Here is a 15,168-nt window from a genome sequence, read left to right on the forward strand (position 1 = left end):
CGGCTTCAAAGAACATATTAATTCCTTATCAGATCGACCAAACGATATATCCTGAATCATTATTGTGAGTTTTTCAATCTGACGCTCGAACAATTAATAATTGACCAACTATCATCGAGATTCTAACGAATTTTTCAAGTAATGAATTTTATTCGCACCTACAGTCTCTTCAGTCAATTTTTTCTAAGTATTTGAATTTAAATCATCAGCATTAAAGAAAAATTCGCGTTGCTCGATCTATCAACAACAAGTTTTCTATCTTCAATTTCGATATCGGCATGTGCACAAGATAACTGAGATATCGATGGAAATTGATGTGCTCGCCGAGAACAGAAGAATTGCCGATGAAAATCACGAGCTCCTCAAGAAAAATGGCATCAAATCAATCGACGTGATGGGGTCGATTGGCTCAGGGAAAACAGCGCTGATCGAGAGAATCGCTTCAGAAATGATCAAGAAAGGGAAGCGCCCTGCCGCGATTGCTGGCGATGTTGCTGGCCAAGATGATTACAATCGTTTTCGATCGCTCGGTATCCCAGCGATCAATATCAACACAGGCAAAGAATGCCATCTCGATGCACATTTGATCAGCCATGCACTCGAGAAGTTGGATCTCGAATCGATTGACTTTCTATTTATCGAAAATGTCGGCAATCTTGTCTGCCCAGCGGATTTTCCCCTTGGGACTGATAAGAGACTTGTCGTCATTTCCGTGACGGAAGGGGATGATATGGTGAGGAAACACCCTTCGATCTTCTCCGTTGCGGATGTGGCCGCACTCAATAAGATCGATCTCATTCCATATCTTGATGTGGATCCCAAAAAAATCACAAGCGATTACCAAAAGATTATGAAAAATAAGACCCTCCATCTGATCAGTGTCAAGACTGGAGTCGGGATACCAGCTCTCCTTAAAGATCTTGAAATCGATCTCTAACGGCTCACTCTTGCGAGTCGTCTGATTGCACTTTTTCTCTGACGAGTTGTCATAATCCAAAGCAGTTAGAACATATAATAACTCAAAGCAGTCGTAAATTCAGAATCACGGATATCGTCCGCAAGTCACTTTTATAAACGCTGAGACCTTTTTCATCACAGGGATTGCGATGAAAGTCTTAACAGTGGGAGGGGGAGGAAGAGAGCATGCAATCGTGCGAGCGCTCGTCGATGGCGGCGCTGAGGTTTACGCCGCGATGAGCAACAGAAATCCAGGTATCGCAAGAATCTGTAAGGAATTCAGACTGATCAAGGAGATTGATTTTGAAACTATCACGGAGTTTGCCGTCGACGCAGGAGCCGAGATGGCAGTCATCGGACCTGAAGCGCCGCTCGATGTTGGCCTCGTTGATGCGCTTTCGAGACAAGGAATTGGCTGCGTAGGACCAAATAAGGCCGCTGCGAGGATCGAGACTTCAAAGCGGTTCATGAGAACTCTTATGAAGAAATATGATATTCCTGGCAATGTCTATTACGAAACCTTCAATGATTTTGAAGATGCAAAGAGATTTGTCGCCAATTGCGATAAACAGCTTGCCGTCAAGCCTGTTGGATTAACGGGCGGAAAGGGTGTGAAAATTGAGGGAGAACACTTAAAGGATAAGAACGAAGTGGTTGATTACATCAAAGAGATTTTCGAAAAAAGGATTGGAGGGATTGGCGTTGTCCTTGAGGAGCGATTGGAAGGTGAGGAGTTCACGCTTCAATCATTTGTTGATGGGCGCACGGTTGTGCCAATGCCGCTAGTTCAGGATCACAAGAGGGCGTACGAAGGAGATACGGGACCGAACACAGGAGGTATGGGTTCGTACTCAATGGAGGATCATCGCCTTCCATTCATGACGGGGGAGGATTTCGACAAAGCGATGGAAATCATGAGAAAAACCGTCAGTGCGATGAGAGATGAAGGGTGTCCTTACGTGGGATTTCTCTACGGCCAATTCATGCTCACAGCCGACGGCCCAAAGATTATCGAATTCAATGCGCGCCTCGGGGATCCAGAAGCGATGAACGTTCTCCCCCTGCTCAAAAACAATTTTGTTGATATCTGTGCTGCAATTGTCGACCGCAACCTATCACAATCGAAGGTTGCCTTTGATCATAAAGCGACGGTGTGCAAATATGTTGTACCAGAGGGTTACGGTACGAAACCGAAGAGTGGGCTGAAGATATCGGTCGATGAAGAAGCCGTGAAAAGGGAGGGGGCTCAATTATTCTACGCATCTGTCAACGAGGATAGTGGCATTATCACAACGACGACCTCGAGGGCAATTGCGGTTGTCGGCGTTGATGAAACTGTGGAAAAGGCAGAGGCACAATGCGAGCGTGGTTTGAAATACGTCTCTGGCGAAGCGATCTACGTGCGCCACGATATCGGAAAGAAAGAGCTCATTCAGAAAAGGATTGAACACATGAAAAAGTTACGCAATCAAACATAATCATATTTAAACGATGTCGTCTATTTCTGGATTATGAGAAATCTGGAAGAGATTGCCGATCGAATACAGTATAAGCTCGATGAAAAAGACACTGTAAGGGAAGTGGCGATTAAGTCATCAAGGGCGATCATCAGAATTTCGACAGGCATCGTCCATTCCATTCACAGGAGAGAAGATGTCAAGGAGGCGTTGGCCGAAGCAAAGGAAGAAGTTCACCGCCTGAGGAGCCTCCTCGAAGATCATCCTGATATCTGGAATTCTGGCCTAGTTGAGGATGCAATGGCCGAAATGGCCGAAGCATCGATACTTCTTGCGATTGTCAATAACGAAGAACTTCCAGATCCAGAAGAGCTGAATATCACATCCACGTCCTATCTTCTCGGTCTTGCCGATGTAATTGGTGAGCTGCGACGTTTCGCACTTGAAGCACTGAGAAAAGACAAGACAGATGAGGCGGTGAAGTATCTCGACATGATGGAGGATTTGTTTCTCGTTCTCATGCGCTTCGATTATCCGGATGCTATCGTCCCAATAAGGAGGAAACAGGATATCGCACGTTCGCTTCTCGAAAAGACGAGAGGAGAAATCGCCGTTGCGGTGAGTTCGAAACGTCTTCAGGAAAAATTGGAGGAATTTCGAAGACATCTAGATATCTCAGAAAGTTGACGAACAATGTTAAGATCTAGAAAAGTGCGGAAAGACGCGTTTGGAGGGATGTGGTTAACGACATTAATCACATCGATTTTAGAAATTCCTCTTTATCGCTTCTGCAATTTCCTCCTTCGGTACGACACCCACAATTTGATCGACGACTTCTCCGTCCTTGAAGAAAAGAAGCGTCGGAATTGCCATGATTCTGAATCGTCTCACGAGCTCAGGATTGTGATCGGTATTCATTTTGCCAAAGACTATCTTTCCCGAATATTCGGCTGCGAGTTTCTCGAAAATCGGAGCGAGCATTCTGCAGGGACCACACCACTCAGCCCAGCAATCAACGATGAGTTTAGAATTTTCCTTTCTGATTCGCTCAAAATTGTCATCTGTGATCTCAATGAGATTTCCACCCATGAATTCGCCCTATCATGAATCGCCTATATAAATCGTCCCAAACTTGCCATCATTTCGACGGACTTTCTCCTTCACGCGAGATCATTTCAGAATATGATGGGAATTCGATTTCAAATATCAATGGGAGATAATAAAAAATTCACGTCCAGAATCGAAGTTTACCGCTTCATCTTCCTTCTCTTCGGTCGCCGGTACACCACATAGATTAAAAATAGGGAAAGGAGGAGGACGCCAACGAGCAGCGCGTTGAGAGAGCCGTAATCGGTCTTTCCAACAAAAATTGTCGTTGTAAATGAGGTGTCACCGGTATCGAGCTTGACTAGAGTGTTTCCTGGGTCAATCGTCACCGTGATAACATGCTCCCCAGGTTTCATGTAGGGGTCGGTCCAGTTATAAACAATTGTCTTTGATGTCTTCGGATCGAGGTTGATCGTCGTTTCATAAATCTTCGATCCATCCGCGTAGATCGCAACAGGGATATTCTTCACTGACATGTTCCCATCATTCTTCACGGTCGCTGTGATGACAACGGGAACGAGCACCTTGATTGGGAAGTCTTTCGTCACCTTCTCGACGAGCGTGCCATTGGCAGAAACTGAACTGACATTGATACGGAGAATCATGTCCTGCACCGTTGGTGGCGCGGTCACATTGACTCTGAAAAGGCCAGTCGGCGATTTTCCATTGGTCGGAATAACCTTTGCCTCGGCTGGTGACGGGCCGATCAATTTCGCCGTGAAACTAAAATTTCCTCCAGGCTCCTCTCCAGGACCACCAATAACCCTGATCACATATTCCGATTTTTCGCTGGTGGCAATACAGCTCTTGCCATCGATGGAAACGTACATCGGGTCATACGCGGCAACACTAACACTCGCGAGTGGATAAACGAAAAGACAAAGAATCGCCATCGTGAATGCGATCACCATCAGCGCTTTCTTCGTCTGAATACCCCCCTGTGTATACCCATGAGGATGAAAATCACAAACGCCGCTAAGGCTGCGCCTGCAAGAGCGATTGTCTCAATGGGAATTGCTGCCGGTTCAAAATACACATTTTCCCCGCCAACGCTCACGCCGTCCGAAGGCAGAATAATCACAGGTAGCGGAGGTTTCACTGTCAGCAATGCATACGCATTTGAAGACTTCTGAGACGCCGCTGAGATAACGACCTCGATGTTCGGACTAGGATTCTCCCGTATTGGTGTAAGGAGGACGTCGAAATACTTGACTTTTCCAGCCTGCAAGGTGACTGTGAGATTCTTAACAGGATTTTCGTCACCAAGCCTCAGCTCTGCCTTCCAACCCAGTTCAGCGAGTGTAACTCGATTTGCAACAGCGATATCGATCGTGTCTTCATCGTTCCCGTTATTCTCAAGTTTTATGCTGTAAGAATACGGCGTCCCGTTGACTTGATAGGGTTTATCGAACTTGAGATTCAAACTGTAGTACGGAAGGATGATTGCGTCGATTGATACTGAATCCTGAATCGACGCGTTGTTGAGCGAGACCACAGTGATTTTAATCGGCGAATGTGAGACATAGACGCTCGCCGATGGTGTGATGCTTACCGTGACCAGCTGGGAATTCTGATAGCCGAAATCGACGCTTACTGTGCTCTGGGAAAACACAACATCCCAGTTCGTGGCCTGAGCTTCGAGCTTGAACGTATCCGGCACATTTCCCTTATTGACGATCCTCAGATTGTAAACCGCTGTCTGCCCAGACCTAAGCGTCGTCTTTTCGACCTCATTCCACTGCAGATCGACGCCCCTTTCAGGAATCTTTTCCATCGTGATCGCTCGGCTCACATCGGTAATCAAATTGATCGATGTATTCGCGTAATAACGAACAAAGACTCCCTTTTCTATTCCAGTAGAAGTGAATTTTACACTATATTCACCAGGAGGCAGGATGATTTCAAACGAGCCTGAAGATGAGGAGAATGCACTCAATTTCGCCCCATTCATTGATGTGATCTCGATCGTCGCATTGCCAGGCGCGTATTCCTTCAGGGTTTCACCCGCAAACCTGAATCCAGGAACAAGGGTGATGTTAAAGGTCTTGTTCGATTGCGGTGGCACATTGACAACACCGAGGAATACGCCCAGCCGTCCGACTTGCCTTGCGTAGACACTGTAATTACCAGGTGCAATCGATACTGCATATGCACCGATCCCAGATGTCGCTGATGCGCTCATTGCTGTGGAAGATGTCGGGATGAATTCAATTGTCGCGGCCACCAACGATCCGCTTGAATCGAAAATCGATCCGCTGAGAGTCACGTTATCATAGGTGCGATGTAGCACGATGCTAGAAATCGTTGAAGAAGGAACGACCAGTGATGTGTTTCCAGTATAACGTACATACCGCGTGTCTAGGCCGATTCTCGTCTTCGTGTGATAATCAACCTCTGCCGAATAATTCCCATACGGTAGTATAGTTTCGAAAATACCAGTAACATAAGAATCAATCCTGATTACCGCACCAGCATCATTTCTGATCTCAACTGGAACAACATAAGAGAAGGGTGAGCCCTCAAAATAGATCGCCCCCCTAACCGTTTTCGCGACAGATGTTGTTAGATTTAATGGTGAAACCGATGCATCGATGTGAATGAGATCGAAAAACGCGTAATCAGTAATTACCTGGTCGTTGAGCGCGTAAACACTATAGTCGCCCTCCACAAGGTAAAGATCAAATTTTTCAGAGGTCGTGATCGTTCTTTCCTCAGGTCCACTGAAGGTTATCTTTGTCGTACCAATCCTTTCAGGATAGAGCGAACCGTAGACCCTCACCCTCTTCACAAGATCGATTTGCAGCAGAGAGGGATCAGAACCGATGGGGACTTGTATTGATGAGGTAAATTGATATTTCGTCGCATTATTCATAGACGAAACATTCTGATCGACAATCACTTCGTAATTTCCTGGTGGAAGTGAAATCGAAAAAGTACCTGAGGATCCGCTATTCGCCGTGAAAACACTCCCATTGATAGATACAAATTTCACCGAAATGCCGGCGATTGGTGTCGACGCATAATACACGATACCTGTGATTGTGCGGTTGAGAGGCACAAGTTTCACATCCTGGGAAATCGATGATTCGATGAACGGATAACTCAAAACCTTGGACGCATAACCATCTTTGCTAATCGATAGCTCATATGAATAACCTGAAGGCACTACGAATGAAAAACCGCCGAGTGAATCGCTTGTCGCCTCGATTGTTCTGCCGTCGCGATCGTACAATCTCAATTTCGCACCTGAAATCTGTTCACCTGAGTCTATGATTGCGTTGTTGTTGGCATCATACCATGTCACACCTGAAATTGAAGCAGCGGAGGATAGTACCATGTTAACACGCTTCGAGGAATCGACGTACATGTCACCCCAGTATGCCGTTTCATTTCCTTTGATATAAATAAAGTAAGTACCCTGGGGAAGAATGATCCTTGCCGCACCAGTTGCATTTGTCACCGCTTTTATAGCTGCGCTGCTGGCTTTCGATTGCATCAAAATCTCGGCGTTACTGACGGGTCCCAACGAATCAGAGACATAGAGGTCAATGAAGTTGCCTGGTACCATCTTGATGTTATAATTGATGATAGAACCGGAGGAATTCAAGGCGGTAAGAGAGACGTAAGTTTCACCATTCTGGATTGACAAGCAGAAAACGGTATAATTGCCGGTGGGCAGCGTAACATCGTAAATTCCATTCGAATCACTTTTCGTCCAGAACTCGCTTGTTTCAGAGATGAATGCTATTGTCACATTACTCGCGACTGAACTTCCGATCATGACACGACCCGAGACTTTCAGCGAGCCATAAACCGTAAGATCCGTCGTCTTAGTTTCGCCATCCACGACGCTGACTTCATCTGGCACAATCGCATAAGAGAGGTCTTGTGTTTTTAGGAGATAATGACCAGAAGGCAACATTCCGACATGGTAGTACCCATTTGAATCTGTCGTCGTGGTAATCTCTTTTCCGCTGATGGTATCGATGATCTTTAGATTCAATCCCGAGGCCACGTTCCCATCGGCAAAAGTCGCTGTACCATTTAAGGAGGAGGGTTTTATTCCGATATCTTTCGTGATATTTCCCATCGGAAGCAGATTCACCTGGATGCGACCGAAGGAATGGTTGTCGAGCACAACATATATAGTCGAATTCATCGGCGGCAGTCCATAGAATCCATAGCCGCTAGCATTCGAGATCGTTTCGTATCGAAGGCCTTCACTCTCATTTTCAACGATCACCTTTGCCCCTTCGATAATCGTGTCAGTTCCAGAAGTATAAGTCCCGTCACCGTCAACATCCCAGTATACCTTACCTTTCACAGCACTGCCCTGGACGACCACATTTTTTGTTATATAATAATCCCATTTCCCGTCATTGTCCGCATCGATCTTCTTCCTCATCGCCTGATCGTAACTCACATTGAATGTGATCCTACTGAGTTCAGTTGCAATCTGCGTCCTGAGATCAAGATCTCCGTATGAGAACACAAGTGTTACCTCGCCAAACGGCACGATGACCTCGTAATGCCCATTCGCATCAGTCTTCACCGTCTGATGCGGAATCCCGTATTCATCAAGGACTGTGACCCAGAGTCCAGGATAAGGCAACCCGCTGTTGGTCGTTACCGTTCCTTCGACAATGGCGCCATCGTAGTACTGGAGAAAGACAACGCCCTGAAGCAGGGCACTCGCACTTGCATCCACCGTTCCCTGCATTTCACCACGGTCGATTTTTTCACGAAATTCGAGTGCCTCATCGTAGCTAATCGCACGCCATGCAGAGGAATGATTCTTGACCTGATCCGGGGGGAACGGGTTGTAATAAGCAGTCCTATAGACCATTCTGAAATGCGTCATGTTCCAGCCCTGCATGGGCGGATAGCTTGCTAGTGTACCAGTAAGGCCTGGTAATCCCTGGCTCGTCTCGCCTATGTCATATGGTCCATAACCCATGAAAGCGCGATAAAGCATGCTGTTGTAGAACATTTCCTTGTAAACAATCTGGTAACTCACGATCGTCATGTCAGAAGTTACATTCGCCAGATCGTGAATTCCGCCCTCGCTGTCGATCGCCTTGATTTCAAAGAAGTCGATCGGGGAATTAGAGACTGTATCGATTCTATAATCAGCCAATTTGGCTGGCGCGTAGAAAATGTTTGCGCTCAAAGCTGTAAAGGGGAAAAGCCTGCTATCAATAGCGAAATAAGAAATATCCACCCCTGTCATCTGGCGGAGCTCATTATAAATCTCAACAATATTCTCAAGACCGACCTTCGAAAGCTCCACGCTCGCAGCAGCATACTTGGCATTCGTCGGACTCAGATCGGCATCCCTGGGACCGTAAATTTCAGGATGATTCTTGACGACTTCTACGTACCTCTCTGGATTCGTCATGATATCCCGCAATTTCGTGTAATCGACGCCATGATCGACTAGCACCTGAGCGATCGTTTCGTTTTCAAGTCCCGTTTTCTCAAGAATTCTAATGACGAAAAGCGCGACGGCGACGGTCTCATTTTGAGACATGATGAAATTGCCAGCGAACTGGTAAGCGTTCTGGAAGTTATCAGCGACAGTTGGATGCTGTCCCGCCTGGATCGCCTCAAAACCGTAGTCCCACCATGAGAGGAATGCAGGTCTCGCAGAAACTGGGATGATATTCGAATCGATCGTCCTGAACCAGCTCCACGCCGCTGGCCAATATTGCGTCGGCAGTGGCATGCTGTATGTGAAAGCTCCGAAATACCAGTTCGATCCATTGACTACATCATAACTCGCAGGTTTGGCAAAACCTGGCATGACGTTATAGACTTGCTTGTCGTACTGCGCCTTTAGCTCGGAAGGGATCGCCGCGTCAGTCGCTCCCCAGGCATTTGGTAAGACGACGAGAAACGCAAGAAAGAATGCCGCAAACACATGCCTGACTTTAATCGCCCGTCGCAGGAGACCGAAAAGCCCCATTCTCGCGCCGGCGGAGAGAGCACGTGAAATGTCTGAGAACTTGACACTCTCAATGATCATCGCGACAACCCATCCGCTAGTGATCGCGAATGCAGGGCTCGCGTTAAACATGAATCTCGCCGCCGACACCGCCATGAACATCGAAACAGCAGTCCATATGACGATGAAAACGAAATATGCCGCGACATTCTTTTTAATCCTGATCGCGGCAATCACAACACCCGCAAAGGATAGCCAGAAAGTGACCGCGCCGAATGACAGTGCAAGGTCAGAGAAACTCGGTGCCTGCGCTTCGGAAATCGTCGAGTAGAGTTTGCTTTTGACGAAGTAACCCTGGCCCGATATGATCGCTTCAAAAATACTCGGTGCTAGAATGGACAAAATGAAAAGCGCGATCGCTGCAAGAATTGTGAAAGAGGGGAGAACGAGAGTCCATGGATAGTCCCTCGTCGCGACGAAAATCACACCAACGATGACCGCAGCAACAAAAAGATAAAAGGGAACATCGAACCAGACAGCCCAGTAATTCATCTGGTAATAGACTGGCGCCATTATTGCAAACGCCACAAGAAGCATGACGACAAGGGTGATCAAAACGCCCAACGAATCAGCATTCCGAAATCTATTGATCAAAATTTGCACGAGGAAATAAGCGAGAACGATGATGAGAAGGTATGCGTACCCGGTCCAGATCATGCCCACGGCGGCAAGAGAGATGCCAGCGAGTGCTGCGTATATTGTTGATACCCAGTTCAAACGGAAGTAACTGACAATTCCAGAACGAATCGATTTTAAACTCTTCCAGTTTTCGACCCACCGATCGCCTTCGATTGTTTTAAGGGAAGTCAGCAAGAAGTAGAATGAACAAACACCGAAGAACAGGACCATTGAGTCATGGTCCGCGAAAGAGAGGACGCTACGGGTAATATGACCAGGCATGATTGCGAAGAGGAAAGCCGCGATAATCCCCGCCTTCTTGCCGAAAGCCGACTGTCCGATCAGATAGACGGGGATAACCGTTAACGCACCCCATATCGCCGTTGAAAAAATGAGGGAATAGCCAACCGCATCCGCTACAGCGATACCAGTTAATGCAGAGATGAGCATTCCCGTCACAGCAATTGACCAATCGTAAAGCGGTGGACGCGGATTCCTCATTCCCATTGGATAATTGAGAAGGGGATCGTTAACGAGATGCGTACCTGTCGAGGTGACGTGATCAATTACTCTTTGGTGATAATACGAGTCGGAACCGCCTGACACAAGAAACCCGTTGTCGACGGAGAGAGAGTAGCCAAAGTAACTTCTCATGAAAAGAGCGATCAGAAAAATCATCGAAAGCACGACGACCGTTTGCCAGTTCCTTCCAAGCCACGAATCATCAAAACGAGCTCTCAAATTGCCCAGTGACTTGAACGGATTTCTTGAGACAAGGCTTGCTCCGCCTTCCTCTCGCCCTTCCATCTCAGAGTCTCCCCGACAAAATCGTGCGAAGTCGATAACACACCCAATATAAATAATTGTCCACAGCCATACTTGAATACATCATTATCTGGATACCTTCTCAGACACACGCGATCGATCGTTTTGTAGACGACTCGCGATTTCCTCGCAGATTGCCTTTGCGGCGTCCCTCGGATGCGAACTCTTGTAAATTGAACGACCGACAATGACATAATCCGCACCCATTGAAATCGCATCTCCTGCACTCCCGCCCTGTACGCCAACACCGGGTGCAAGGATGAGAAGATCACCCACAATCCTCCTTATCGCCTTAAGACGATCTAATCTCGTCGCAGGTGCTATCACACCAGAAGCGCCACATTCGACCGCGAGAGCTGCGAGCCGCTCAGCAACAGGCGCGGTAAATTCCTTTCCGCCAGGATGACTCATCTCAGTGACAACAAAAATGTCAGCAGATTCCCCTGCGGACTGAACTGCCTCGCAAACAGAGTCGTGACCTACGAATCCATGTACAATGATTCCTGAGGCACCGAGATCAACCGCTTTCTCAACAATCAATCTCACGGTATTCGGAATATCAGCGACCTTGAAATCGCAGATAACATCACATAATCCAGAAATCTCAGTGATGATTGAAGGAGAAGAATGAAGAACGAGAGGCCAATTGATCTTGATTGCATCAACAATGTCACTGAGTTCCTCAGCGATTTTCAGCGCTCTTTCCTTGTCGATTTCATCAAGAGCGAATATCAGTCTTGTGTTTTTCTTCATCATCTTCACCCGCAGATCGTTTTTCGAGCTGCTCAATTGAGAACACGCAGGATTTTCTCAGGAGGTACTCATACATTCCCATCGATTTAATTCCTTTCAGATCCTTTTACCTTTGATATCAAATATATCACCTCTAGAATTGGAAAGAATCTATATTCAGTTTGGCAGAATTATCGATAACTTCTGAATTTCAAAAATATCTGCGAACTATGACAATGAGAGCTCTTGTCAATGAGAGAAAGATTTAAAACTCAGACTGTCTGCGTCTTTCTGATGAAGTTAAGATCAATGGGAGCTGGTTCAAAGTACATAGGCGCGTTGCCAGAAGGTTGCAGAATTTGCAAGGAAGGCGCAAAGCTGGTTTTACTGATCACTGGGAAATGCAACACCTCATGCTATTACTGCCCTTTATCATTGAAAAAGAAAGGACGCGACGTCATCTATGCAAATGAGCTGAAGGTGAGAAAAAAGGAGGATGTCATCGAAGAAGCAAAACTGATCGATGCCCGCGGCACAGGCGTCACTGGCGGAGATCCATTACTCGTCCTCGAACGGACGCTCGAATTTATCACGATGCTGAAAGAAGAATTCGGTGGTGAACATCATATTCATCTTTACACCTCCACAATTGACCCAAGGGCATTCGATGCACTCGAGACCGCAGGTCTCGACGAATTACGCATCCATCCGCATTTATCGCTCTGGAATAAAATGGCGAAGACAGGAATTGAGGAGGCTATCGAATCGAGGAAAATGAAGATTGGACTCGAGATTCCAGCGTTACCTAACAAAAAGGATGAAATCATTTCGCTCGTGACTTACGCGGACAGTATCGGTATGGATTTCATAAATATCAATGAGCTCGAATTCTCTGAAACAAATTGGAAGAGACTCAAAATGAAGGGATTCGAAGTCAAAGACGATATTTCAAGTGCAGTTGCCGGAAGCGAAGAACTCGCGCTCGAGATACTCAGACTTGATCTTTCGATTCCGCGCCATTATTGTTCATCGAGCTTCAAGGACCGCGTTCAATTGAGAAATAGAATCATGCGAAGAGCGAAAAACATCGCACGGCCTAGCGATATTATAACGGGAGATGGGACATTGCTGAAGGGGATCGTTGAGGGCAAGGATCTGAAAAAAATCAGAGAGCTACTCCTTGAGGTCTTCGAAGTACCAGATGATCTTATTTTTGTTGATAGGGAGAAGAGAAGAATCGAGATCGCTCCGTGGATTCTTGAAGAGATCTCGACTTCACTGCCTTACGATTGCTATATCATTGAAGAATATCCGACGGCGGACAGGCTCGAGGTTGAAAGGGAGAAACTGCCATCTGAATCTAAGCTACGCTGATGCTCTGTATGTTGTGATGTCTGTTGACTATATCCCTAGCGATTTTTAGATTCTTCCCGTTCTTCCCGATCGCCCTTCCCTTAACCTTTGGATCGACCGTCACCGTCGCATGGATGATGTTTCCACGGTTTTCAATTTTGACGCTCTGTACATTATAATTGTAAAAAACGTTCCTGATAAATTCCTCGGGCTCATCAGAATACTCAATCACCTGAATGTTTTTACCAGTCGCATTCTTCATTCTGATAACATTCTCGCCACCCTTTCCGACTGCCTTATTTGCCTGCCCTGGATTGACGACAAAAACAAGCTTGTCCTCTGTTTCTAGACAATCCCTGACTCTCGTTTTTGTGATACTCTCGAAAAGTGAGATGTATCGGAGGGTCTCCTCAGTGAAAGTGATCTCTGGCATGACAATCACAACGAAAGAATGTTTGAAGCCCCTTTGTCAATAACGGCGAGTGCCGCGACTGAAAAGGGTTTCCCGCAGAGCGCACCCAGCTCGATGTTCGTGCCATCAAAGCGATAGACCTTGACGCCATGATTTCCAGATGTGAGGAACTCGCTCGGGCAGTTCTTCGCGATGATGACCAGCTTCGCTTCTCCTTTCTTGACCGCCTTTTCAGTTCTCTGCGTCCCAAACACCACCTTTCCGGTCGATGCTGCAGTTTTCAACGCTCTTCCCAAATCAATCATTTATTCGCCTCCCTGCGCACCGGCACATAAACAAGATTGACAGCTCCTGTGCCAAGAGTAACTGGTTGCCCAACTATAATATTTTCTGCTACACCGTCTAAATGGTCAACTTCTCCCGTAATAGCGGCGTGTAGCAAATGCGTCGCGGTAATCTCAAAGGCTGCTCTTGCAAGAACGCTAGACTTCCTGCCGGAGATACCATGTCTGCCAATCGCCTTCACATCACCGTCGTGAGTCATCAGGTCCGCCACGAGCATGATATGCCTGATATCGACGGTCAGACCTTGTTCTTCTAATGTGCGCGAGGCTTCGTTGATAATCGCGTTCCTTGCTGCCTCTATTCCTAGCACTTCATATATCTCCTGAATGCAGTTCGTTGTCGTCCTGGTTCGATCGACGCCTTCAATCTTAAGCACTTCCTGCAAGTTTGATCCTTCAGTATAAATCACATATTCATCTCCGCTCTTTCGTAGGATCGCGCGTTTGATGTTATCGATTCCTTTTATCTTGCACTCCTTAACCGTATCGACGATGTTCTGTAATTTCTTGAAAGAAGGTTCATCGGATGTGATCACAATCTTACCATCGACAATCTCCACAAGACCCTTGAGCGCACGGAGTTTCGAGAGCTGCGCATAGACATCATCGAGAGTGATCTCCTTCTGCACCATTTTCCTCTCATCAGGATGGACGATTACTTTCATGTTGATGATGTCCGTCTCGATGTCAGCAATGTCGAGAAGAACGGTCGCTTCGATTTCCGTTGCGATTTTCCTAACGCGCTCGACGTCGTTCCTGATTTTCGGATCGACGTGAATCTCCATCATCGGTGTGCTTGGAATTCTCCTCGCGTCGACGATTTCGATGAGTCTCGGTAGACCCAGGGTGACGTTAATCTCGGCGACACCTGCATAGTGAAAAGTACGCATCGTCATCTGCGTACCTGGCTCCCCAATGCTCTGCGCGGCAACGATTCCCGCAGATTCATGCGGATCCATCAGATGCTGCTCATATTTTTCATGAGCTCTTTGAAGAATTTTCCTCAGTGTCGCATCGGGCACGTCGATTCCCTCTAGCCGCTCAGAGATATCGATGATAACACGCAATGGAACGTCGATATCCATTTCTTCCGCAAGTTTGAGCATCTTCGATTGGAGTTCCGTCAGAGGCTTCGACTTAATAGGTATGTAGACTTCCATTCTGCTTTCCTTGACCTCTTGGGGCTTTTCCTCCTTTTTCTCCACCTTCTCGGGAATCTTTTTCGCTAGCTTCCGAACAGGCTTGCCCCCAACCTTGGCGAGAATGTCCGCTGCCTCGTCCTCAGTGAAGCCGAGCGATGTAATTTCCTTCGCGCTTGCTGATGCAATTTCGTTGATCGACTTGAACTTCGATACGAGC

At 46.8% G+C, this 15,168-nt stretch carries 11 protein-coding genes; 4 read left to right on the forward strand and 7 right to left on the reverse strand.

Annotation, left to right across the window (positions count from 1 at the left end; all coding sequences use genetic code 11):
• Window positions 1–280: 280 nt before the first annotated feature.
• From hypB to H5T41_05725, 3 genes are all read left to right on the forward strand, one after another.
• Entirely contained in the window at window positions 281–937 is a 657-nt protein-coding gene (hypB, locus tag H5T41_05715) for a hydrogenase nickel incorporation protein HypB (GenBank protein ID MBC7108266.1), read from the forward strand.
• Between the two features lie 169 nt (window positions 938–1,106).
• The gene (purD, locus tag H5T41_05720; GenBank protein MBC7108267.1) at window positions 1,107–2,435 is read left to right on the forward strand and encodes a phosphoribosylamine--glycine ligase; all 1,329 of its coding nucleotides are present in this window, start codon (window positions 1,107–1,109) and stop codon (window positions 2,433–2,435) included.
• 33 nt (window positions 2,436–2,468) lie between these two features.
• On the forward strand, window positions 2,469–3,101 hold the full coding sequence (locus tag H5T41_05725; GenBank protein MBC7108268.1) for a translin family protein: 633 nt from the start codon (window positions 2,469–2,471) through the stop codon (window positions 3,099–3,101).
• Window positions 3,102–3,179: 78 nt separating this feature from the next.
• On the opposite strand, the gene trxA is transcribed toward H5T41_05725, so the two are convergent.
• The 4 genes from trxA to pyrF all read right to left on the reverse strand — a co-directional run bounded on the left by trxA (window position 3,180) and on the right by pyrF (window position 11,721).
• Window positions 3,180–3,503 carry a thioredoxin gene (gene trxA, locus H5T41_05730; protein ID MBC7108269.1) on the reverse strand — a complete coding sequence of 108 codons (324 nt, stop codon included), beginning with the start codon at window positions 3,501–3,503 and terminating at the stop codon, window positions 3,180–3,182.
• 158 nt (window positions 3,504–3,661) lie between these two features.
• On the reverse strand, window positions 3,662–4,432 hold the full coding sequence (locus H5T41_05735; protein MBC7108270.1) for a hypothetical protein: 771 nt from the start codon (window positions 4,430–4,432) through the stop codon (window positions 3,662–3,664).
• Window positions 4,432–10,950, reverse strand: a complete 6,519-nt coding sequence (locus H5T41_05740) for a glycosyltransferase family 39 protein (GenBank protein MBC7108271.1) — start codon at window positions 10,948–10,950, stop codon at window positions 4,432–4,434. Before H5T41_05740 ends, H5T41_05735 begins: the two co-directional genes overlap by 1 nt.
• 84 nt (window positions 10,951–11,034) lie before the next feature.
• Entirely contained in the window at window positions 11,035–11,721 is a 687-nt protein-coding gene (gene pyrF, locus H5T41_05745) for an orotidine-5'-phosphate decarboxylase (protein ID MBC7108272.1), read from the reverse strand.
• A gap of 273 nt (window positions 11,722–11,994) precedes the next feature.
• On the opposite strand from pyrF, the gene H5T41_05750 reads away from it, so the two are divergent.
• The gene (locus H5T41_05750) at window positions 11,995–13,074 is read left to right on the forward strand and encodes a radical SAM protein (protein MBC7108273.1); all 1,080 of its coding nucleotides are present in this window, start codon (window positions 11,995–11,997) and stop codon (window positions 13,072–13,074) included.
• Here H5T41_05750 and H5T41_05755 read toward each other — a convergent pair.
• The 3 genes from H5T41_05755 to rpoA2 are packed head-to-tail and all read right to left on the reverse strand — an operon-like array spanning window position 13,061 to window position 14,969.
• Entirely contained in the window at window positions 13,061–13,486 is a 426-nt protein-coding gene (locus H5T41_05755; protein ID MBC7108274.1) for a NusA-like transcription termination signal-binding factor, read from the reverse strand. The two genes, H5T41_05750 and H5T41_05755, sit on opposite strands and share 14 nt — an antisense overlap.
• A gap of 5 nt (window positions 13,487–13,491) precedes the next feature.
• Window positions 13,492–13,770 carry a 50S ribosomal protein L30e gene (locus tag H5T41_05760; GenBank protein MBC7108275.1) on the reverse strand — a complete coding sequence of 93 codons (279 nt, stop codon included), beginning with the start codon at window positions 13,768–13,770 and terminating at the stop codon, window positions 13,492–13,494.
• Window positions 13,767–14,969 (reverse strand): DNA-directed RNA polymerase subunit A'', encoded by a 1,203-nt coding sequence (rpoA2, locus tag H5T41_05765; GenBank protein ID MBC7108276.1) that lies wholly within the window; start codon window positions 14,967–14,969, stop codon window positions 13,767–13,769. Before rpoA2 ends, H5T41_05760 begins: the two co-directional genes overlap by 4 nt.
• Window positions 14,970–15,168 lie beyond the last annotated feature (199 nt).

Source organism: Methanomassiliicoccales archaeon, from assembly GCA_014361295.1.
In the GTDB taxonomy this organism is placed as follows: domain Archaea; phylum Thermoplasmatota; class Thermoplasmata; order Methanomassiliicoccales; family JACIVX01; genus JACIVX01.

What these genes read in the sequence shown, in the direction of transcription:
- purD (MBC7108267.1), top strand. Translation starts at nt 1,107, where the DNA reads ATGAAAGTCTTAACAGTGGGAGGGGGAGGAAGAGAGCATGCAATCGTG.
- H5T41_05725 (MBC7108268.1), top strand. Translation starts at nt 2,469, where the DNA reads ATGAGAAATCTGGAAGAGATTGCCGATCGAATACAGTATAAGCTCGAT.
- trxA (MBC7108269.1), bottom strand. Translation starts at nt 3,503, where the DNA reads ATGGGTGGAAATCTCATTGAGATCACAGATGACAATTTTGAGCGAATC.
- H5T41_05735 (MBC7108270.1), bottom strand. Translation starts at nt 4,432, where the DNA reads ATGGTGATCGCATTCACGATGGCGATTCTTTGTCTTTTCGTTTATCCA.
- H5T41_05740 (MBC7108271.1), bottom strand. Translation starts at nt 10,950, where the DNA reads ATGGAAGGGCGAGAGGAAGGCGGAGCAAGCCTTGTCTCAAGAAATCCG.
- pyrF (MBC7108272.1), bottom strand. Translation starts at nt 11,721, where the DNA reads ATGAAGAAAAACACAAGACTGATATTCGCTCTTGATGAAATCGACAAG.
- H5T41_05750 (MBC7108273.1), top strand. Translation starts at nt 11,995, where the DNA reads ATGAAGTTAAGATCAATGGGAGCTGGTTCAAAGTACATAGGCGCGTTG.
- H5T41_05755 (MBC7108274.1), bottom strand. Translation starts at nt 13,486, where the DNA reads ATGCCAGAGATCACTTTCACTGAGGAGACCCTCCGATACATCTCACTT.
- H5T41_05760 (MBC7108275.1), bottom strand. Translation starts at nt 13,770, where the DNA reads ATGATTGATTTGGGAAGAGCGTTGAAAACTGCAGCATCGACCGGAAAG.
- rpoA2 (MBC7108276.1), bottom strand. Translation starts at nt 14,969, where the DNA reads ATGGAAGTCTACATACCTATTAAGTCGAAGCCTCTGACGGAACTCCAA.